Origin of the sequence: Streptomyces sp. NPDC047042, assembly GCF_040644035.1 — a bacterium.
Lineage (GTDB): Bacteria > Actinomycetota > Actinomycetes > Streptomycetales > Streptomycetaceae > Streptomyces.
Genome location: NZ_JBEYVP010000018.1, coordinates 140,021 through 161,077 on the forward strand (window position 1 = coordinate 140,021; position 21,057 = coordinate 161,077).

Annotated in this window: 16 protein-coding genes; 4 read left to right on the top strand and 12 right to left on the bottom strand. The window is 70.2% G+C overall.

The features are described from left to right. Positions 1-225 precede the first annotated feature (225 nt). Together ABZ855_RS22375 and ABZ855_RS22380 are read right to left on the bottom strand one after the other, a co-directional pair. The gene (locus tag ABZ855_RS22375; protein WP_360809359.1) at positions 226-1,830 is read right to left on the bottom strand and encodes a DUF4192 domain-containing protein; all 1,605 of its coding nucleotides are present in this window, start codon (positions 1,828-1,830) and stop codon (positions 226-228) included. A 117-nt stretch (positions 1,831-1,947) separates the two neighbouring features. Then, positions 1,948-4,107 carry a RecQ family ATP-dependent DNA helicase gene (locus ABZ855_RS22380; RefSeq protein WP_360809361.1) on the bottom strand — a complete coding sequence of 720 codons (2,160 nt, stop codon included), beginning with the start codon at positions 4,105-4,107 and terminating at the stop codon, positions 1,948-1,950. 559 nt (positions 4,108-4,666) lie between these two features. Between ABZ855_RS22380 and ABZ855_RS22385 the strand changes: the two genes are divergently transcribed. Next, entirely contained in the window at positions 4,667-5,308 is a 642-nt protein-coding gene (locus ABZ855_RS22385; protein WP_360809363.1) for a hypothetical protein, read from the top strand. Between the two features lie 417 nt (positions 5,309-5,725). Here the strand turns inward: ABZ855_RS22385 and ABZ855_RS22390 are convergent, their stop codons facing one another. The 3 genes from ABZ855_RS22390 to ABZ855_RS22400 all read right to left on the bottom strand — a co-directional run bounded on the left by ABZ855_RS22390 (position 5,726) and on the right by ABZ855_RS22400 (position 7,854). Next, the gene (locus ABZ855_RS22390; RefSeq protein WP_360809365.1) at positions 5,726-6,400 is read right to left on the bottom strand and encodes a hypothetical protein; all 675 of its coding nucleotides are present in this window, start codon (positions 6,398-6,400) and stop codon (positions 5,726-5,728) included. Positions 6,401-6,468: 68 nt separating this feature from the next. After that, on the bottom strand, positions 6,469-7,170 hold the full coding sequence (locus tag ABZ855_RS22395) for a ribonuclease HII (protein WP_360809367.1): 702 nt from the start codon (positions 7,168-7,170) through the stop codon (positions 6,469-6,471). 60 nt (positions 7,171-7,230) lie between these two features. Beyond that, positions 7,231-7,854 carry a TetR/AcrR family transcriptional regulator gene (locus ABZ855_RS22400; RefSeq protein ID WP_360809369.1) on the bottom strand — a complete coding sequence of 208 codons (624 nt, stop codon included), beginning with the start codon at positions 7,852-7,854 and terminating at the stop codon, positions 7,231-7,233. Positions 7,855-8,082: 228 nt separating this feature from the next. Between ABZ855_RS22400 and ABZ855_RS22405 the strand changes: the two genes are divergently transcribed. Beyond that, positions 8,083-9,639 carry an MFS transporter gene (locus ABZ855_RS22405; RefSeq protein ID WP_360809371.1) on the top strand — a complete coding sequence of 519 codons (1,557 nt, stop codon included), beginning with the start codon at positions 8,083-8,085 and terminating at the stop codon, positions 9,637-9,639. Positions 9,640-9,985: 346 nt separating this feature from the next. Here ABZ855_RS22405 and ABZ855_RS22410 read toward each other — a convergent pair whose 3' ends face one another. The 3 genes from ABZ855_RS22410 to ABZ855_RS22420 all read right to left on the bottom strand — a co-directional run bounded on the left by ABZ855_RS22410 (position 9,986) and on the right by ABZ855_RS22420 (position 12,298). After that, positions 9,986-10,891: an ADP-ribosylglycohydrolase family protein gene (locus tag ABZ855_RS22410; RefSeq protein ID WP_360809373.1), complete on the bottom strand. Its 906-nt coding sequence runs from the start codon at positions 10,889-10,891 to the stop codon at positions 9,986-9,988. A 12-nt stretch (positions 10,892-10,903) separates the two neighbouring features. Next, positions 10,904-11,563, bottom strand: a complete 660-nt coding sequence (locus ABZ855_RS22415; RefSeq protein ID WP_360809375.1) for a histidine phosphatase family protein — start codon at positions 11,561-11,563, stop codon at positions 10,904-10,906. A 129-nt stretch (positions 11,564-11,692) separates the two neighbouring features. Next, positions 11,693-12,298, bottom strand: coding sequence for a YdbC family protein (locus ABZ855_RS22420; RefSeq protein ID WP_360809377.1), 606 nt, complete (start codon positions 12,296-12,298; stop codon positions 11,693-11,695). Between the two features lie 154 nt (positions 12,299-12,452). On the opposite strand from ABZ855_RS22420, the gene ABZ855_RS22425 reads away from it, so the two are divergent. Beyond that, positions 12,453-12,986, top strand: coding sequence for a TerD family protein (locus ABZ855_RS22425; RefSeq protein WP_360809379.1), 534 nt, complete (start codon positions 12,453-12,455; stop codon positions 12,984-12,986). Here ABZ855_RS22425 and ABZ855_RS22430 read toward each other — a convergent pair. The 3 genes from ABZ855_RS22430 to nrdR form a co-directional block, all read right to left on the bottom strand. Next, positions 12,977-13,792 (bottom strand): DUF2785 domain-containing protein, encoded by an 816-nt coding sequence (locus ABZ855_RS22430; protein ID WP_360809381.1) that lies wholly within the window; start codon positions 13,790-13,792, stop codon positions 12,977-12,979. The genes ABZ855_RS22425 and ABZ855_RS22430 overlap by 10 nt on opposite strands. A gap of 108 nt (positions 13,793-13,900) precedes the next feature. Further along, the gene (locus tag ABZ855_RS22435; RefSeq protein ID WP_360809383.1) at positions 13,901-16,798 is read right to left on the bottom strand and encodes a vitamin B12-dependent ribonucleotide reductase; all 2,898 of its coding nucleotides are present in this window, start codon (positions 16,796-16,798) and stop codon (positions 13,901-13,903) included. 167 nt (positions 16,799-16,965) lie between these two features. Beyond that, positions 16,966-17,517, bottom strand: coding sequence for a transcriptional regulator NrdR (gene nrdR, locus ABZ855_RS22440; protein WP_319199862.1), 552 nt, complete (start codon positions 17,515-17,517; stop codon positions 16,966-16,968). Between the two features lie 510 nt (positions 17,518-18,027). Between nrdR and lexA the strand changes: the two genes are divergently transcribed. Beyond that, positions 18,028-18,807, top strand: a complete 780-nt coding sequence (gene lexA / locus ABZ855_RS22445; protein WP_319199861.1) for a transcriptional repressor LexA — start codon at positions 18,028-18,030, stop codon at positions 18,805-18,807. A gap of 159 nt (positions 18,808-18,966) precedes the next feature. Here lexA and ABZ855_RS22450 read toward each other — a convergent pair whose 3' ends face one another. Further along, positions 18,967-20,988, bottom strand: coding sequence for an ATP-dependent DNA helicase (locus tag ABZ855_RS22450; protein WP_360809386.1), 2,022 nt, complete (start codon positions 20,986-20,988; stop codon positions 18,967-18,969). Positions 20,989-21,057 lie beyond the last annotated feature (69 nt).

Consider the following 21,057-nt stretch of genomic DNA (forward strand, 5'->3'; position numbering starts at 1 on the left):
GGCGAGTTCCACCGCTGCCGGACCGCCCGCTTACCGGCGCTCGGCCGCATCGCCGCCCGGCAGTGCCGTCACCGGCGGATCGCTCCTCAGGCGTTCCGCCGTTGCTCGGTCGTCGGCCGCCGGTCCGTTCATCGCGCGCACGCCCGGTGCTTGTCCGGCCCCTGTCGACCCGCCCGCCCGGCGCCCGCTTCCCGGACGGGCGCCCGTCAGCCACCCCTCCCCTCTTCACGCGTCGTTCCCCTTCGTCCTGCCGCGGCGAAGAGCGGTTCCTTCCGCGCCGGCGCCGGGGCGACGTACGACGGGCCTGCCCGAGGTCTGAGGACGAGTACTGCTCGTGCCAGCGGCACGGCGCCGGGTATCGCCGCCGTCTGTGAGGCCTACCCGCCGCCGACGCCTCGTGGCCGATTCCAGCGCCCGAGCGGCGCCGGTGACCGACGTCGAGCAGGACGGGGGGCCCGCGGCATCGGACGGCGCGGCGGGTTCGATGCCGTCGATCCGGCTGTCACGGTCCATCCCCTGCCCGTAATCGACCCCGCTCGGTCCCCCGAACCGCTCCGTGGCCTCGAACCCTTCCGGGTCCTCGTCCCAGCCGACGCCCGTTTCCTCATCCCGGCCGGTGCCCCTCTCGTCGTCCCAGCCAATGCTCGTCTCCTCGCCCGTCCCGGCCCGTTCGACGGACGGACTGGTCCTGGGCGGTCCGGCTGCCGCGTGTGCTCGGCCGCCGCGCTCCGCGCGCAGACAGCGGCGGATCGACTCCGGGTCCAGACCCTCGTTGCAGGCCTGGTGCAGCAGGCGGGCGAACAGGTAACCGGGATCCGCACCCAGAGCCATGGCCAGGGCTTCCCTGGCCTCCAGGTCGTCGCCGGTGGACCAGGCGACCCAGCCCGCGAGCGTCAGTGGTGCCGCGGCGTGCTCGCGGTACGGCCCGACGCAGCGGCGCGCGAGAGCCCTCCAGAGGCGTAGGGCGGGCGCCGCCTCGTCGCCTTCCATCCACTCCGCCGCCCGATCGCGGGTCGTACGGTCCTGCAGGCCCAGAATCAGCGTGGCGGCCTCGTCGTGTGTGAGCAGTTCGTCGTCGCGGAGGTCCGCAAGGAGGGTGCCGGACACGGCGGGGGCGTCGGCGAAGCGGCTCCTGACCCGGTGTGCCTGTCGCAGGGTCTCCTCGGCCACGTCGGCGCGGCTCGCGCTGTCGAGGATGCGCGGGACCAGGCGGGCGTTGGCGGTGTCGAGCGCGTGTTCCTGTTCCAGCGCCGCAGCGGTCTCCCAAGGATGGAACCTGGCCCGCAACTCGCTCAATGTGCCTCGCACTTGCAGGCCGGCATAAGTAGCGGCGGCGGCCAGTACCGAGGTTCCGGGCAGGCCCATGGGCACCCCTTCGTCCGGACAGCACTCGGGCGTCACACAGCAGTAGGACCAGAACCGGTTGTCGGCGATGCACAGTGCCTCGACCACGGGTACGTCGAGACGACCGCACGCGGTGCGCAGCAACTGGGCGAGCGGGCGCAGCCGTTCCCGCACCTCGTGCCGGGCCTCTCCCTCGGCCGGTTCCTGGCAGAGGTACACCACCATGCTCTCGGGCCGTGCTCCTCTGCGCTCGCTGCCGGTCACCAGACCGTGCGTCAGTTGCTGTGCGGCGGCGGGCCAGTCGTCCGGGTTGGCGGGAATGCCGAGCCGGGCGCGACCGCCGAACCGGCCGCGGCCCTCCCTGTCGTGCAGCGCGACCAGAACGATGCTGTCCTCGGGGTGGTAGCCGAGCAAATAGGGCAGGGCGTCGGCCAGTTCGGCCGGGGTGCGGAGGGTGACCTGATGCGTTTCGCCGTGATTCGTCATGCCGTGACGATCTCGCGGATCTCAAGATTCCGCTTGAGCCTGTGGATAACTTCGATCAGGAGCACATCAAGGATCACGCCGGGCGGCGGATGGGCGCCCAGCGCAGGCCCACCCCGCTTACCCGGCCACGGCAAGGGTGAGCGGGAGCACCTGCTCGGCTCCGTTCTGGCGCAGCAGACGTGCTCCCACGGCCAGGGTCCAGCCGGAGTCGGTGTAGTCGTCGACCAGCAGGACCGGGCCGGGGGTGGCGGCCAGGGCGGCGGCAAGGCTCGCGGGCACGGTGAACGAGGCCGCCAGGGCGCGCAGTCGCTGGGCCGAGTTGCTGCGGTGCGCCGCGTACTCGTCGGCCCGCTCGGTGTAGGCGAGGCTGCCCAGCAGCGGGAGTCTGCCGACCCGGGCCAGGCCCCCGGCCAGGGAGGCGACCAGTTGCGGGCGAGTGCGGGAGGGGATGGCGACGACCCCCACAGGTCGCGCCATCGCGTCGGGGGAGCCGTCGGCCCAGCCGCCCGGCGAGCGGGCCCAGTCGGTCACCACCGTGACCACGGCGGCCAGCACATCGTCCGGAACCGGCCCGTCGGCGGCCTGCGCCGACAGCAGCGGACGCAGACGGTTGCCCCAGCCGATGTCCGAGAGACGGCCCAGTGCCCGCCCTGCGGCCGCCTGCTGGCCCGCGGGGATACGGCCCTTGAGGTCGATTCCGACGGCGGACATGCCCGAGGGCCACATCCGGCGCGGCTCGACCTCGACCCCCGGACGGTCCAACTCGCCGGTCGCCGCCGCGAGCGCACCCGGCGAGACGGCGGGGTCGAACCAGGGCCCGGCGCAGGTGTCGCAGCGACCGCACGGGACGGCCTTCTCGTCGTCGAGCTGCCGCTGCAGGAACTCCATCCGGCACCCGTCGGTCGCCACATAGTCCCGCATGGCCTGCTGCTCGGCGGCCCGCTGTTTGGCGACCCAGGCGTAGCGCTCGGCGTCGTACACCCATGGCTGCCCTGTCGCGGTCCAGCCGCCCTTGACGCGCTTGACGGCCCCGTCCACGTCCAGGACCTTCAGCATCGTCTCCAGCCGCGACCGCCGAAGATCGACCAGCGGTTCCAGCGCCGGCAGCGACAACGGGCGCCCCGCCTCCTCCAGAACCGTCAGTGTGCGCCGTACCTGCTCCTCGGGAGGGAAGCCCACCGACGCGAAGTACGCCCAGATCGCCTCGTCCTCCCGCCCGGGCAGCAGCAGTACATCCGCATGATCCACACCACGTCCCGCGCGCCCCACCTGCTGGTAGTAGGCGATCGGGGACGAGGGCGACCCCAGGTGCACCACGAACCCCAGGTCCGGCTTGTCGAAGCCCATCCCGAGCGCCGAGGTCGCCACCAGCGCCTTCACCCGGTTCGCCAGCAGATCCTCCTCCGCCTGCAACCGGTCGGCGTTCTCCGTCTTCCCCGTGTAGGAGGCCACCGGATAACCGCGCTGTCGCAGGGACGCCGCGACCTCCTCCGCCGCGGCCACCGTCAGCGTGTAGATGATCCCCGAGCCGGGCAGCTCCCCCAGCCTCTCCCCCAGCCACGCCAGCCGGTGCGCCGCGTCCGGCAGGGCCAGCACCCCCAGCCGCAGGCTCTCCCGGTCCAGTGGCCCGCGCAGCACCAGGGCGTCCTCGCCCCCCGTGCCCAGTTGCTCGGCCACGTCCGCCGTCACGCGCGCGTTCGCGGTCGCCGTCGTGGCCAGCACCGGTACCCCGGCCGGCAGCTCCGCCAGCATCGTGCGCAGCCTGCGGTAGTCCGGGCGGAAATCATGGCCCCAGTCGGAGATGCAGTGCGCCTCGTCGACCACCAGCAGGCCGGTCGTGGCCGCGAGCCTGGGCAGCACCTGATCACGGAAGTCCACGGAGTTGAGGCGCTCCGGACTGACGAGGAGCACGTCGGTCTCGCCGCGCTCGACCTCCCCGTAGATGGCGTCCCACTCCTCCGGGTTGGCCGAGTTGATGGTGCGTGCCCGGATTCCGGCCCGCGACGCCGACTCGACCTGGTTCCGCATCAGCGCCAGCAGCGGCGAGATGATCACCGTCGGGCCGGCACCCCGCCTGCGCAGCAGGGCCGTGGCGACGAAGTACACCGCCGACTTTCCCCAGCCGGTGCGCTGCACCACCAGCGCCCGCCGTCGCTCCTCCACCAGGGCCGCCACGGCCTGCCACTGGTCCTCCCGCAGCCGCGCGGACCCTCCCGGGGCACCGACCAGCTCGGCAAGGATGGCGTCGGCCTCGGCTCGCAGCTCCTGGTTGTTCATGCCCCCATGCAACCCCACAGCACTGACATCGGCCCAATCGGCCGGCCGTCCCGGCGGTGACGAGGCGCGCACGACCGGTCACAGGATCCGTCAACCGCGTGAGGCGTGGCCACGCGCGCGTACATATCTCTGAGGGCCAGTTCAGAAGGGGCGCATTTCGGCCGGACAACAGGCCTCCACGGGACGCACGTTGAGGCGTTCGCGCGGCAACAGCGGCCTGCGACTGAGGGCCTGACTCAGCGTGCGGGGAACGTCACCACTGGTCCCCGCCCCGCAGCCTGATGACGGGAACATGAACCAAGCCGAACAAGCGGACTAACGGCTCGTTCCCGGCCACCCCAGGCATCTACAAATGACACACCTGGCAGGGATATAATCCACAGATCACCAGAAGCCGGTCGGTGGCCCCATTTGCTCGTTGCCGCAACCCAGTTCGACAGCAAGAATTGGAGTCCGCTCCCCGCACGGCGTGTCCGTGGTCCGGCAGGGCTCCGCCGCGGTGTGCGCTCCCCAAGTCCGATCTCCCGCCCGTAGTGGGCGTGTAGCCGAAGGGAGGACCGTGACCTTCGGATTCGCTCCGTCCCCCGCGGCATCCATGTCGACGTCTGCCGACCTGTCCGCCGCTTCCACCAACTCAGCAGCCCGCATGCTCGAACCCGCGGAGTGGGCCGCAGCCGGGATTCCCCTGCTGCGCAATCCCCGCGAGGTCGTCAGCGGTCTGCACGCCCGGCACCGCCCGGGGCCGGCGACCGCCGTCGTCGCTGTCCTCGATCCGGACGAGCGACTGCGGGCGAGCGCCTCGTTCACCCGTCGCTCGGCTCCGGCCGACGGCTGGATGTTCCGGAACTCGCTGCTCGCGCAGCTGCGCCGGGTCATCCCTCACGACCTGCGCCGCCGTACGCCGGTGCGCACTGCCGTGCTGCTCTACTGCCGTGACGGCGACGCCCGCTGGACGCAGGAGGACGGCGCGTGGATGTGGGGACTGCGTGACGCCTGCACACTGCACGGGCTGCGCTGCGGCGCGTACATCACGCTGACCCGCGACGGCTGGCAGGTGCTGGGCGAGGGCCGCGGCGGGCGCCGCCCGAACGCGGATTCACCGCCCGAGCCCTTCGCCATGTCCGAGGCGCCTCCGCCGCTGCCGATGCCCCGCACGGGAGGCGCCGCCTCGGACATCCTGCGCCGGGCGGCAGCCCGCTGACCCCGGCGCACATCGACCGACCCGCGTGACCTCTCCGGCGTCTCGCCGGCTCACGTACCGCGCGGCCACGCCTGTCGGCCAGGAGTGACGTCCCGGGGTGACGGCGGCGGCGCGCAGGAAGTCGTACACAGAGAACGTCACCGCGGACAACGGCGTCCGCCGGTCGACGTACGACAGCGGCACAGCACGCGCGTACGCACGCGGGCACACGACCACCCTGGACGGCAGGCAGCCGACGCGCACGGCAGCCGCACGCGTACGCGTGCCTCCCGTCGGCACGGCATGCCCGTGTCCGGGAACGCCGAAGCGCCCACCGTGCGTTACCGCTTCAGTGACCCGCCCTCCGCCGGTCCGGTGTCGCTGGACCGGCCGCCCCCGGGGACGGTTCCCGGGGCCGCTCGGACGAACCGGAACCGGTCAGACGCCCGCGCCCAGCACCGAGTTGATCTGCTGCGGGTCGCCGCAGACGATCAGCAGGGCACCGGCTCGGCCGAGGGCCAGCGGAAGGGCGGCGGCGGCCGCGTCGGCACCGCCGTTGACGGCGACGACGACCACGGGACGGGAGGCGGCACGGCTCAGAGCGGCGGCGTCGGCGTAGAAGACGTCGTCACCAGCGTCGTGCTGCGCCCAGTACGGCGCCTCGCCGAAGGACAGCTCGTGCGCGGCCCACGGGTGCGGATCGCCGGTGGTGATCACCAGCACCTCACCGGGGGCCCGACCCGACTCCAGGAGCAGGTCGACGGCTTCCTCGGCAGCGTCCAGCGCGCCCTCGGCCGAGGCCGGGATCAGCTGGATCTGCGGGGTCGCCGGGGCCTGGGAGGCAGGGGCGGAAGGGACAGGGGCGGCCGGAGCCGCGGACGGCCCGGGCTTGACCGCGCCCGCGGTCGAGGCCACGGCCGCAGGCGCGTCGTGCGGTGCGCGCTGGGCCGGCGCCGTGGGCCGGAAAGGCCCCGGACGGCCGGGACGCGGCACAGCCGCGGGACGGGGACCGGGTACGGGACGAGGGGTCTGCGCGGTACGGCCACTGGCCGGAGCTACGCGGGGACCCTGGGCACTCTCGTGAATCTGAGGCTCCTCGGGAATGAGAGGCATGACCTGATATTTATCAAACGCCGGTGCGACTCGCGTCGGCGGGTGGCACATGAGTGCGGACGGAATCGTCAGAAGTCGAAGCCGAGCTGGCCCTCGATCTCCGGAACGCTCCCGACCGCCCAACTGCGGGCCTTCTTGAGGTGCCGCCACTGGGGCAGCGCATCAAGATACGCCCACGACAGCCGGTGGTACGGGGTGGGCCCCCGCTCCACCAGCGCGGCCTTGTGCACGGGGGACGGATACCCGGCATTGGCCGCAAAATCGAAGTCTGCATGGTCGATACCCAGTTCGGCCATCATTTTGTCGCGCTGGACCTTGGCGATCACGGACGCCGCCGCGACCGCCACACACGACTGGTCACCCTTGATCACCGTGCGGACCTGCCACGGCGATCCCAGGTAGTCGTGCTTCCCGTCGAGGATGACCGCGTCGGGACGGACCGGCAAGGCCTCCAGGGCACGCTCCGCGGCGAGCCGCAGCGCTGCGGTCATCCCCAGGTCGTCGATCTCCTCCGGAGAGGCGTGTCCCAGCGCGTACGACGTGACCCAACTCCGCAGCACTTCCGCGAGTTGGGTACGCCGCTTGACCGCGAGGAGCTTGGAGTCGGTGAGTCCCTCGGGGGGCCGCCGGAGACCGGTGACCGCCGCGCAGACGGTGACGGGACCGGCCCACGCGCCCCGCCCGACCTCGTCGACGCCGGCGATGACCTTCGCTCCGGTCGTGGCGCGCAGGGAGCGCTCGACGGTGTGGGTGGGTGCTTCGTACGGCATGGCGGTCTTAGACTACGCCGCCCGGAACCCCGCTCGACACCCCGGTTCCCGCAAGCGACTTCATGCCCTCCCCGACCGCAGCAGCGGAACCATCAACTGGTCGATCATCTCCTCGATGTCCCGCTCCCCCCATTCGCTCCCGCACACCTTCGCCCGGTACATCATCATCGCCGGGATGGCGTCGAAAACGTAGCCGTTCGCGGCGTCGGGGCGGGTCTCCCCCCGCTCGATTCCCCGGTCGATGATCTCCCGGAGAAGCCTGGCGGCCGGTTCGACGAGACCCCCGAAGATCACACTCTGGAAACGCTCCACCTGCGGGCTGTCGCATTCGTGAATCACCGAGCGCAGCGCGAATCCGGGGCGCGAGAACATCGCCGCCCGCGCCTGCCGGCACAGCTCGACCAGGTCGTCCCGGACGTTCCCGAGGTCGGGCGCCCGGTCGAAGCGCGGCAGTCCGGCCTGGAGCGCGTCCGCGACGAGGTCCTCCTTCGAGGGCCAGCGCCGGTACACCGCGGCCTTGCCGGTCTGCGCTCCGGCGGCGACGCCCTCCATGGTGAGCCCGTTCCAGCCGACGGTACTGAGTTGTTCCAGCGCGGCTTCGAGGATCGCGCGTTCGAGCACGGCGCCGCGCCGGCGGGGGGAGGCCGGCCGAGCGGGGGCGGCCGTCCAGCGCGAAGTAACCATCTGATCTGTCTCCAGCGGGCAAGGGGGAGCGGGCAGTGCGAGGATTATCAGGATTGTCGGTATTGCCATGATCGCCGACGCGGTGAACCGCAGAGATTACCCGGGCGACCGACAGGCGACCCGGCGGACGAGTTCAGTGAACGCTTGCGTTCACTGTCGGGGACTCACTACCGTTCGACGCGACAGTGAACGCAAGCGTTCACTAGTGCTCTTATGGGGGACCCAACAGTGACTACCTCTTCATTGACGAAGGACCAGAAACCAGGTGCGGCCCGCCGGGAAGGGCATCCCGGCATAGCGCTCACCGTCATCGCGGCCTGCCAACTCATGGTGGTACTCGATGCGACGATTGTGAATATCGCACTGCCCCACATTCAAGACGCCCTCAAGTTCAGCACCACCGACCTCACCTGGGTGGTCAGCGCCTACACCCTCACTTTCGGCGGCATGCTGCTGCTCGGCGGCCGGGCCGGCGACATCCTGGGCCGCCGCCGTGTCTTCATGACCGGCATCCTCCTGTTCATCGCCGCCTCCTTGCTCGGCGGACTCGCCCAGGAACCCTGGCAGTTGCTGGCCGCGCGGGCCCTCCAGGGCGTCGGCGGCGCGATCGCCTCGCCCACCGCGCTGGCGCTCATCACCACCACGTTCGCCGAAGGCCCGGAGCGGAACCGGGCGTTCGGGGTCTTCGCCGCCGTCTCGGCCGGCGGCGGCGCCGTCGGTCTGCTCGCCGGCGGCATGCTCACGGAGTGGCTCAACTGGCGCTGGGTGCTCTTCGTCAACGTACCGATCGGCATTCTGATCGCCGTGCTCACGCCGGTGTACATCGCCGAGTCCGAACGTCATCCGGGCCGCTTCGACTTCCTGGGCGCGCTGACCTCGACGCTGGGCATGGCGTCCCTCGTGTACGGCTTCATCCGCGCGGCGGAGGAGGGCTGGCGGGACGGTCTGACGCTCGCGTCCTTCGGCACGGCGGTGGTCCTGCTGGCCGTGTTCGTCCTCGTGGAGATGCGCGCGAAGGAGCCGATCACCCCGCTGAAGATGTTCGCCGACCGCAACCGGTCGGGCACCTACGTGATCATGCTGAGCCTGGCCGCCGCGATGTTCGGCATGTTCTTCTTCATCGTCCTGTTCGTGCAGAACGTCCTGCTGTACACGCCGATCGAGGCGGGCCTCGCCTTCCTGCCGGTGACCGTCGCGATCGCCACGGGCGCGGGCCTCTCGCAGCGGTTCCTGCCGGTCCTCGGGCCCAAACCGTTCATGGTCGCCGGATCGACGCTGGCCGCGCTCGGCCTCACCTGGCAGGCGTTCATCACTCCCGACAGCTCGTACGTCGGCGGGGTCCTCGGCCCGATGGTGGTGTTCGGCTTCGGCATGGGCCTGAACTTCGTGACGCTGACGCTGACGGCGGTCTCCGGGGTCGCCCCGCACGAGGCGGGCGCCGCGTCCGGGCTGCTCAACGTCACGCAGCAGGTGGGCGGTTCGCTCGGTCTCTCCATCCTGACGACGGTGTTCGGCTCGGCCAGCCGCGACGAGGCGACGAAACAGGTGCCCAAATTCCTCGCCGAGGCCACGCCGGAGCAGAAGGCGGAGTTCGCCAGGACCAAGCAGCTCCCCGCCCCCTGGAGCCACGAGGTACTCGCTCACGGCATCTCCACGGCCTTCATCCCGGCCGCCGCGATGGCCGTCCTGGCCCTCGCCACCGCCTGCTTCGTGATCCGCGTCCGCAAGAGCGACCTGGAGGCCCTGGCAGGCACGGCGAGCACCGCGGGTCCGGCGGGCGGCTGATCTCCCGACAGCGGACCCGCAGTGGGCTGCTGGACGCAAGGTCAGGGAGCAGGTCCCTCGGGCGCCGGGAGCGACGCGCCCCGGCCACGCAGAGCCATTCCCGCCGGCGCCTCGGGCCGGGGCCACCTTCAGCGGCCGCGGGGCGCGGCCCAGGACCGGTGTCATGGTCACCCGGGGAGCCTGCGGAATCGTCCGGCCAAGTCCCGGGCGGCGCGCGCCGGCTGGGAGCCCGGGACGGCGTGCGAACGTACGGGCTCCGGCTCCCGGTGGCGCTCCTGGCGCGGACGCCCACCGCGACCGCGCGGCACCTCCCAGGAGCCGCCCTCGCGAGGCACCCGCGCTCGCGCTAGGCGCCGGCGGGCGCCCACGCCGGCAGTGATTCCGTCCGCTCCAGCCACGCCGACGGCGGTGCCCCGGCCTTTCCCGCAGCGAGTACGCCGCCCACGATGGCGCAGTTCGTGTCCACGTCGCCGCCCACCTGGGCCGTCGCCCAGAAGGCGGCCTCGTAGTCACCCAGCGCACGCGCGGCCGACCAGAGCGCGAACGGCACCGTGTCGTGCGCCGTCGTACGCCGGCCACAGCCCAGTACGGCCGCCACGGTGCCGGCGTCGGCGTAGTCGAGCATGTCCCGGGCACGTCGCAGCCCGACGGAGACGGCGCTTCGCGGGATGAGCGCGAGCACACCGTCGAGGAGCGCACCGGGACTCGCAGGCCCGCCCGGAGCGGCCACCAGGGCGGCGGCAGCGGCGACCGCCATGGCGCCGACGACGGCCTCGCGGTGCTGATGCGTGGGGTAGGCGGAGATCTCCGCCTGATGGGTCGCCTGCTCCGGGTCGTCCGCGTACCAGGCGCCCAGAGGGGCGATGCGCATGGCCGCGCCGTTGCCCCAGGAACCCTGCCCGTTGAACAGGGCGGACGCCAGCTCACGCCAGTCGCCGCCCTCCCGGATCAGTCGCAGGAGGCGGTTCACCGCGGGCCCGTACCCGCGGTCGAAGTCGTGGTGCCGCGCGAAGGACTGGGCCAGCGCGTCCTGGTCGATGCGCCGGTGCTCGGCCAGCACGGCCACCACGGAGCACGCCATCTCCGTGTCGTCCGTCCACTGCCATGTACCGGGCGGCAGCTCGCGGAGCTTGAGCAGGGGGTGGTTCACGGGTACGAAGAACTGCGACCCCAGGGCGTCCCCCACCGCGAGCCCGCGAAGGCTGGCCAGGGCGCGCTCCAGGCGCTCGTGGGAAGGGGAAGCAGCAGTCATCGCCCTGTCACTCTATCCGGTGATTCCGTACGATTCCGGCTCGCACCAACGCTCGAACGGGCGGTCGAGGGTGTACTTGCCGTTGCTCCCGAGAACGAGCATCCGCATCTCCGCGTTCCCCGGATTGGACAGCGACTCGAATTCCGCGACCGTCCAGTGGAACCAGCGCATGCAGAACAGCCGCATGGCCAGCCCATGGGTCACGATCAACACGTTCGGCGGATGGTCAGGAGCCTCGAAGCTGCGGTACAGGCTCTCCAGGAAGCCGCCGACCCTGTCGTACACATCGGCGCCGGACTCCCCCTGGGCGAAGCGGTAGAAGAAGTGCCCGTACGCGTCCCGGTACGCCTTCTGCAGCCGTACGTCCTCCCGGTCCTGCCAGTTGCCCCAGTCCTGCTCCCGGAGCCGGGGCTCCTCGCGTACGCGTATGTTGTCGGGGTTCAGGCTGAACGCACGCAGGGTCTCGAGCGTGCGGCGGTAGGGGGAGACGTACACACTGACCTGCTCCTGCCCGAACACCTCGCGCAGCCGCTTGCCCGTCTCCTCCGCCTGTCGCCAGCCGCGTTCGGTGAGGGCGAGGGCGTGGTCCGGCTCCCGCTCGTAGACGGTGTCATCGGCATTGCCCATTGACTCGCCGTGCCGGACAAGGACGATGCGCCGTGGTCTTACCATGCCAAAACCCTAGATCGGCTCGGCGCCGAGCGGACACTTGCACGGCCCCTATACGGCGTATGTCACACATGTCGTGCGCGGTGGAACACACAGCGTTGCGTTTCGGGCCACGGAATCGGGCCGTCCGGCTCAGACTGTCCAGCTGGGCTCCAGTTCGACGATGTCGCCGGCGAGTGCCGCGACGTCCGCCTCCAGCTGGGCCCGCAGCGCCAGTCGCTCCACCCGCTCTGCCCGGTACTTGCCGTGCTCGGCGGCCGACCGCCACATCGACAGGATCAGGAACTCGTGCCCCGGCGCCTCGCCGAACAGGCCTCGCACCATGCCGGGCGAACCGGCCATCGCCGGGTTCCAGACCTTCTCCTGCATCAGCGCGAAGTGCTCGGCGCGCTCCTCGTGGACGCGGCAGTGTGCCACCCGTACCAGGTCGGAGTCCGTGAAGCGCGGCTCGAAGCCGGTCTTCACGTCGAAACGGTGATCGAACAGTTTGACCTGCTGGTCCTTGAACGTGCCCGACTGGGCGGTGGCGAGCCGGTCATGGGAGCGGGCCATGAAGGAGTCGTAGAAGGCGCGGCTCTCCCAGAAGGCGAAGACGTGCGCCACGCCGGGACGTCCCCGGCTCCAGCCCCCGCCCTGCCCCCGGAATCCCGGCTCCCCCAGAAGTCCCGCCCACTTTCGCTGCCCCCGTTCGAAACCGCGGCGGTCCACCACGGTGCAGCGAATCCACTTGACCAGCACCGCGCCATCGTAAGGGCTCGGAGCGTGGCGTCGGTCACGCTCCGGCGGAGTACAACCGCGCGAGCGCCCCCGCGCGCGTGGCACGATGGACAACCAGCTGTGATGTACCGGCAGTTGGAGCGAGAGCCCACGGCGAACGGGGAAGGGAAGTCTGGTGAAGGCCCTCAACAAGGGGATCCGCAAGGCCGAAGTCTCACTGAAGTGGGATCCGAGTCCGGCCGGGCAGCCGCCCACCGATCTCGACATCGTTGCCGCGACCTACCCGGCGAGCGATCCGTACGGCGATCCCGCCTATGTGGTGCATTTCGACAGCCGCTCCCCGGACGGCACGATCACACTCAACCGGGACAGCAAGGACGGCAAGGGCTTCGGCTGGGACGAGGTCATGACGCTGGAGTTCGACCGGCTGGGCGCGCAGTACGCGCGCGTGGTGGTCGGTGTGATCATCCAACAGCGTTCCGCGCACCGGACGTTCGTGAGCGTCCTCAGTCCCGGCCTGCGCATCCGCGAGGGCTACACGGTCCTGGCCGAGGACGACTTCGGCGGCGTACTGGGGTCCACGGCGGCCACGGTCGCCGAGTTCGTCCGGGACGAGTCCGGGTCGTGGGACTTCCACTCCGGTGTCCAGGGCTTCGAGGACGACCCCGCGACGTTCACCGATGAGATGGGCCGCACGCGTCAGACCTGATCCTTCCCCGACGGGGAGGGCAGGTAGGGGGTGACGATCGCGAGGGTGGCGGCCAGGGCGTCGAGTACGGCCTCCCGATGGGTGACCGTGCTCGGCGGGCCGTCCTCTCCCGGCGTCAGCAGTCCGCGGTCGACCAGCAGGTAGAGCATCCGCAGCGTACGCATGGTGTTCGAGGCCCACGGGGGAACCGGCCCCGGCTCCCCCGTCCGGAACGCCGCCGCGACAAAGTCCAGCCATCCCACCGACTCGGCGGCACCGAGCCCGGGCCGGCACAGGATCCTGGCCAGGGCACGAGCGATGCGGTCGTCCTCCTGGGCGTCGAAGACCTGCCCGGTGTCGGCCAGCAGCCGCGCGACGATCAACGCGAGCAACGGTTCGGGGCTCTGCCGCGGCCGCCGCGCGAGAGCCGCCAGCAGATCGGCCCCGTGTGCGGCGGCATGCACCCAGCCGAGCTCGGGGTCGTATCCGCGCAGATCGCTCTCACCGGGGTACCACCCGGCGAACGCCTCCCACCACTCCTGCCGCCAGTCCCCCGCGTCGACGATCCGGGCCAGGACGAGCGGAGCGAACGCGCGCGCCTGAATGTCGGGATCGTCGAACAGTTCGGCCATACGGTCCCCGAGCCACCGCCGCTCCGCCGTGTCGAGCCCGGGTATCCAGCGGACGGCCGTGACGTACGCCTGCTCGTCCCGCACCACGGGATCCGGGGAACGCAGATCCATGACCAGCGCCTCGAGAGCCGCGCCCCGGGCAGCCCCCGAGATTTCGCCCATGTCCCCGTCATGATGCCGCAACTCGTTGTCCATGGACGGAGGTTACGCGGCCCACGACATGACGAAGGAGGGGCACCGGCACATGGCCGGCACCCCTCCTCCCTCACTCCTCATTCACCGGTCAGGGACCGTCGGCCGAGGTCAGCTGCAACCGCTGGTCGACCCGCATCCCTCGCAGATGTAGCAGGAGCCGGCCCGCTGCATCTTCGTACCGCAGGAGAAGCACAGCGGGGCGTCCGCCTGGATGCCCAGCTGCATCTCCACCAGCTCGGCGCTGGTGTGCACCTGCGCCAGCGCGGGCTCCGGCGCCTTCTCGGCGGCGGTCTTCGGGGTGGCGACGGCCTTCAGTTCCTGGGCGCGGGGCGCCGACTGGGCCAAGCCCTCGATGTCGACCTCTTCCTCGGTCGGCTCGTACGAGCCCGTCTCCAGGTGGCGCTGGCGCTCGTCGGCGGAGTGGATGCCGAGGGCGGAACGCGTCTCGAAGGGAAGGAAGTCCAGCGCCAGGCGACGGAAGATGTAGTCGACGATCGACTGGGCCATGCGGACATCGGGATCGTCCGTCATCCCCGCCGGCTCGAAGCGCATGTTGGTGAACTTCGAGACGTACGTCTCCAGCGGCACGCCGTACTGCAGACCCACCGAGATGGCGATCGAGAAGGCGTCCATCATGCCGGCGAGGGTGGAGCCCTGCTTGGACATCTTCAGGAAGACCTCGCCGAGACCGTCGTCCGGGTAGGAGTTGGCGGTCATGTAACCCTCGGCGCCGCCGACCGTGAAGGACGTGGTGATGCCGGGGCGGCCCTTGGGGAGGCGCTTGCGGACCGGGCGGTACTCGACGACCTTCTCGACGGCCTCACGGATCGTCGCCTCGGTCTTCGCGGTCACCTCGGCCTTCTCGTCCTCCTTCTTCTTGGCGGAGAGCGGCTGACCGACCTTGCAGTTGTCGCGGTAGATCGCGAGCGCCTTGACGCCCATCTTCCAAGCCTCGAAGTAGATCTCCTCGACCTCCTCGACGGTCGCCGTCTCCGGCATGTTGACCGTCTTGGACAGGGCACCGGAGATCCAGGGCTGGATCGCGGCCATCATGCGGACGTGGCCCATCGCGGAGATGGTCCGCTCGCCCATCGCGCAGTCGAACACCTCGTAGTGCTCGTGCTTGAGACCCGGGGCGTCGATCACATGGCCGTGCTCGGCGATGTGGGCGACGATCGCCTCGATCTGCTCCTCCTGGTAGCCCAGGCGGCGCAGTGCCTGCGGCACAGTGCCGTTGACGATCTGCATCGAGCCGCCGCCGACGAGCTTCTTGAACTTGACCAGCGCGAGGTCGGGCTCAAGACCCGTGGTGTCGCAGGACATCGCGAGACCGATGGTGCCGGTCGGGGCGATGACGGACGCCTGAGCGTTGCGGAAGCCGTTCTTCTCGCCGATGCGGACGACGTCCTGCCAGGCCTCTGTGGCGGCGGCCCAGATCGGGGTGTCCAGGTCGTCCATCCGGACGGCCTTGTCGTTCTCGTCCGCGTGCTGCTTCATGACCCGCAGGTGCGGCTGCGCGTTGCGGGCGTAACCGTCGTACGGGCCGACGACCGCGGCGAGTTCGGCGGAGCGGCGGTACGACGTGCCGGTCATCAGGGAGGTGATGGCCCCGGCCAGGGCGCGGCCGCCCTCGGAGTCGTACGCGTGACCGGTCGCCATCAGCAGGGCGCCGAGGTTGGCGTAGCCGATGCCGAGCTGACGGAACGCGCGCGTGTTCTCGCCGATCTTCTCGGTCGGGAAGTCGGCGAAGCAGATGGAGATGTCCATCGCGGTGATGACGAGCTCGACGACCTTCGCGAAGCGGTCGATCTCGAATGACTGGCGGCCCTTGCCGTCGTCCTTGAGGAACTTCATCAGGTTCAGCGAGGCGAGGTTGCAGGACGTGTTGTCCAGGTGCATGTACTCGCTGCACGGGTTCGAGCCGTTGATTCGGCCGGACTCCGGGCAGGTGTGCCAGCGGTTGATCGTGTCGTCGTACTGGATGCCCGGGTCGGCGCAGGCCCAGGCCGCCTCGGCCATCTTGCGGAAGAGGGTCTTGGCGTCGACCTCCTCGATGACCTCGCCGGTCATCCGGGAGGTGAGGCCGAACTTGCCGCCCGCCTCGACCGCCTTCATGAACGTGTCGTTCACGCGGACCGAGTTGTTGGCGTTCTGGTACTGGACGGACGTGATGTCGTCGCCGCCCAGGTCCATGTCGAAGCCCGCGTCGCGCAGGGCGCGGATCTTCTCCTCTTCCTTCACCTTGGTCTCGATGAAGTCCTCGATGTCGGGGTGGTCGACGTCGAGGATGACCATCTTGGCCGCGCGGCGGGTGGCGCCGCCCGACTTGATCGTTCCTGCCGAGGCGTCGGCGCCGCGCATGAAGGAGACCGGGCCGGAGGCGTTGCCGCCGGAGGAGAGCAGTTCCTTGGAGGAACGGATCCGGGACAGGTTCAGGCCGGCGCCGGAGCCGCCCTTGAAGATCATGCCCTCTTCCTTGTACCAGTCGAGGATCGACTCCATGGAGTCGTCGACGGCCAGGATGAAGCAGGCCGAGACCTGCTGGGGCTGGGGCGTCCCGACGTTGAACCAGACCGGGCTGTTGAAGCTGAAGATCTGGTGCAGGAGGGCGTACGCCAGCTCGTGCTCGAAGATCTCCGCGTCGGCCGGGGAGGAGAAGTACTTGTAGTCCTCACCGGCCTTCGTGTACGTCTTCACGATGCGGTCGATGAGCTGCTTGAGGCTCACCTCGCGCTGCGGGGTGCCCACAGCACCGCGGAAGTACTTGCTGGTGACGATGTTGACCGCGTTCACCGACCAGAACTCGGGGAACTCGACGCCACGCTGCTCGAAGTTGATCGAGCCGTCGCGCCAGTTGGTCATGACGACGTCACGGCTCGCCCACTCGACCTCGTCGTACGGGTGCACGCCCGGGGTGGTGTGGATCCGCTCGATGCGCAGGCCCTTGGCCACCTTCGTCCCCTTGGCTCGGGAACTCCGTGCCGGACCGCTCGCCGTCTCTGTCATGCCGCCTCCCTGTATCGGGCAAAACGCCCAGAAGTGTCACGTTGTTCCCATGACACGGTGTTGTTTCTTGCGCTGCGGGCACTCTGCTACCTGCCACCCGCAGCAGGTCTTCGCCTGCCGTGATCCGGGGCCGGGTCCGAACGCGCTGTCCGGTTCCGGCCCGCCGGTCAGTCGGCGGCGTGGGCGGGCACGGGGACCTGAGCAGTCCCCCCGGACCCGCGGTCGTCTTCCTGGCGCCCCACATCCGGGTCTTCGTCGTCCACGGCGGGGCGGCGCGGCGCTTCCCTGAGCTCCGCGATGGCGGCCTCGAAGTCGTCCAGCGAGTCGAACGCCCGGTAGACGGACGCGAATCGCAGGTAGGCGACAAGGTCGAGTTCCTGCAACGGACCGAGTATGGCCAGCCCCACGTCGTGGGTGGTCAGCTCGGCACTTCCGGTGGCGCGCACCGCTTCCTCGACACGCTGGCCGAGTTGGGCGAGAGCGTCCTCGGTGACGGGTCGCCCCTGGCACGCCTTGCGCACGCCATTGATGACCTTCGTACGACTGAACGGTTCGGTGACTCCGGACCGCTTGACCACCATGAGCGAGCACGTCTCGACGGTCGTGAACCGGCGGGAGCAGTCGGGACACTGGCGGCGCCTGCGGATCGACGTGCCGTCGTCGGTCGTACGACTGTCGACGACGCGGCTGTCGGGGTGCCTGCAGAAGGGGCAGTGCATGTTCTCCAACCCTCCCTCACAGCAGACTCAATGGCCTCGCAAGGACCCTTGAGCCCCTCGAAGCAGCCCCCAGCATAGGTGATGTCCGAGGGACCGAAGACCCGGGGGACCACAACTTCTGGGCTACGGCCGTAATCCAACCACTACATGTGGGGATTGGCCCGTACATCCACCGCACACACGCGTGTCGCAACGCTATTGGCATGTGCCGCACGGCCATACCGCTGCGGAACATGCGGAGATACGGTGAGAACCGCGCGCGGCGAGGGCCGATCCCCGGCCGGCGGGATTCCGGGTGGCAGACTTGGGCACCGGCCCACGAGGTCGCCACCCCGGCGGTGAAGGGTACAACAATCAGCCCTTTTGTCCGCCCGGCAGTTCGTCAGCCATACACCCAGAAATCTGATCGCGGCAGGCCATCGCCAATTTTTCACTCGAACGTGTGTTTGGCGCAACCTTTCGAAAGCAACTACCGTTGCACTGCACGGGAGACCATCGAGAGGGGCCGACGTGACCACCACCGCAGACAGTGCCACCATCACCGCCCAGGACCGCTCCCAGGGCCGACTCGAGCCGGTGCATGCGATGAACGAAGCCACGAATCCCGAGGGACACAAGCGGTCCCTCCCTGGACGACCTCCAGGAATCCGAGCTGACAGCTCGGGACTCACCGACCGGCAACGGCGCGTGATCGAGGTCATCAGGGACTCCGTGCAACGACGCGGTTACCCGCCGTCGATGCGCGAGATCGGGCAGGCAGTCGGCCTCTCCAGTACTTCATCGGTCGCACACCAGCTCATGGCCCTGGAGCGCAAGGGATTCCTGCGCCGTGACCCGCACCGCCCGCGCGCCTATGAAGTACGCGGTTCCGACCAAGGGGCTTCCGTGCAGCCCACGGACACCGCGGGCAAGCCCGCCGCGTCGTACGTGCCCCTGGTGGGCCGTATCGCCGCCGGCGGTCCCATCCTCGCCGAGGAATCGGTCGAGGACGTGTTCCCGCTCCCCCGCCAACTGGTGGGTGACGGAGAGCTCTTCGTCCTGAAGGTCGTCGGTGACTCGATGATCGAGGCGGCGATCTGTGACGGCGACTGGGTGACGGTGCGCCGCCAGCCGGTCGCCGAGAACGGCGACATCGTGGCCGCGATGCTGGACGGCGAGGCCACGGTCAAGCGCTTCAAGCGCGAGGACGGCCATGTCTGGCTCCTCCCGCACAACTCCGCGTACCAGCCGATCCCCGGCGACGAGGCGACGATCCTCGGCAAGGTGGTGGCGGTTCTCCGCCGCGTGTGAGAGCTGCGGGAGGTGGGCCCACGGGCCCACCCCTGGCCGGGCCCCGGAACCCCTGCGCCGGTTCCGGGGCCCTGTGTTGTCCCGTGTTCACGCTGTTCCGTGTTCAGGCGCGCGAATGTGCCGGGCACCGACTGAGGTCGGTGCCCGGCACATCGGCGTCTAGGCCTCCGCCGCCTGCTCGACTTCCTCGGCCGCAGGCGCGTCCTTCGCGTCCTCCGTCTGTTTCGCCGCCGCGTCGATCGCGGCCAGCGAGCGCCGGACCACGTTCGGGTCCGTGGTGTACCAGAAGTCCGGCAGGGAGGCCTTCAGATAACTCCCGTACCGGGCCGTGGCCAGGCGCTGGTCCAGTACGGCGACCACACCTCGGTCCCCCGTCGCCCGTACGAGGCGGCCGGCACCCTGCGCCATCAGCAGCGCCGCGTGCGTGGCGGCGACGGCCATGAAGCCGTTGCCCCCAGCGTCCTCGACGGCCTTCTGACGGGCGCTCATCAGCGGGTCGTCCGGGCGTGGGAACGGGATCTTGTCCATGACGACCAACTGGCAGCTGGCGCCCGGGACATCGACGCCCTGCCAGAGCGACAGCGTGCCGAACAGACAGGTCTTCGGGTCGGCCGCGAAGTTCTTGATCAGCTCGCCCAGCGTCTCCTCACCCTGCAGGAGGATGGGGAACTCGGGGATGCGGGAACGGAGTTCCTCCGCGGCGAGCTGAGCGGCCCGCATCGAGGAGAACAGGCCGAGCGTACGCCCGCCCGCCGCCTGAATCAGCTCCGTGAGCTCGTCGAGCATGTCCCCGCGGTCGCCGTCGCGCGCGGGGCGGGCCAGGTGCTTGGCGACGTAGAGGATGCCCTGTTTCGGGTAGTCGAAGGGCGAGCCGACGTCGACGCCCTTCCACTGCGGGAGATCGTCCCCCGCCGTGCCCTCGGGGGCGAGGCCCAGGGAGGCCCCGACGCCGTTGAAGTCGCCGCCCAGCTTGAGCGTCGCCGAGGTGAGGACCACGGAGCGGTCCGTGAAGAGCTTCTCCCTCAGGAGACCCGACACGGACATGGGGGCGACTCGCAGGGACGCACCGAAGCGGTCGTGCCGCTCGTACCAGACGACGTCCCACTCGGAGCCGTTCGCGATCCGCTCCGCGACGTCGTGCACGGACTCCACCGAGGCCAGCGCCTGTTTGCGGACCGCGTCCTCGTCCTGGACCGACTTGTCGCGGGTCGCGCCGATCGCGGAGATCACCGTGCGGGCCGCGTCCCTCAGCGCCATCAGCGCGTACCCGAGATCCTCCGGGACCTCCTCCAGGCGGCCCGGCAAGGCCAGTTCCATCACCCGCTCGAAACCCTCGGCCGCCGTCTGGAGCTGGTCGGCGGCCTTCTCGTTGACGAGCTTCGCCGCCCGGCGCACGGCACGGTTGACCTGGCCGGGGGTGAGTTCCCCGGTCGCCACTCCGGTGACCCGCGAGACCAGCTCGTGCGCCTCGTCGACGATCAGCACCTCGTGCTGCGGCAGGACGGGCGCACCCTCGATGGCGTCGATCGCGAGCAGCGCGTGGTTCGTGACGATCACCTCGGCGAGCTTGGCGCGCTCGCGGGCCATCTCGGCGAAGCACTCGGCGCCGTACGCGCACTTCGAGGCGCCCAGGCACTCGCGGGAGGAGACGGAGACCTGCGCCCAGGCCTTGTCGGAGACACCGGGGGTGAGGCCGTCACGGTCGCCCGTCTCGGTCTCGTCCGACCAGTCGCGCAGGCGCAGCAGGTCCTGGCCCAGCTTGCTGGTGGGGGCGGCTGCCTCGAACTGGTCGAAGAGACCCTCGTCCTCGTCCTGCGGCACGCCTTCGTGGAGGCGGTGCAGGCACAGGTAGTTCGATCTCCCCTTGAGCATCGCGAACTCGGGGCGGCGGCGCAGCACCGGATGCAGGGCGTCGACCGTCCGTGGCAGGTCGCGCTCCACGAGCTGCCGCTGCAGCGCGAGGGTCGCGGTCGCGACCACGACCCGCTCGCCGTGCGCGAGCGCGGGTACGAGGTAGCCGAGCGACTTACCGGTGCCGGTGCCTGCCTGGATCAGCAGATGGGAACCGTCGTCGATCGCCTCCGCGACGGCTTCGGCCATGGTCACCTGGCCGGGGCGCTCCGTACCGCCGACGGCGGTGACGGCAGCGTGCAGGAGTTCGTGGAGTGAGGGCTTTGTCATAGCGCGACCACCCTACGGGGCGGCACTGACAATCGGGTGATCAAGGCGGGAGCGCACAGTGGGATCAGA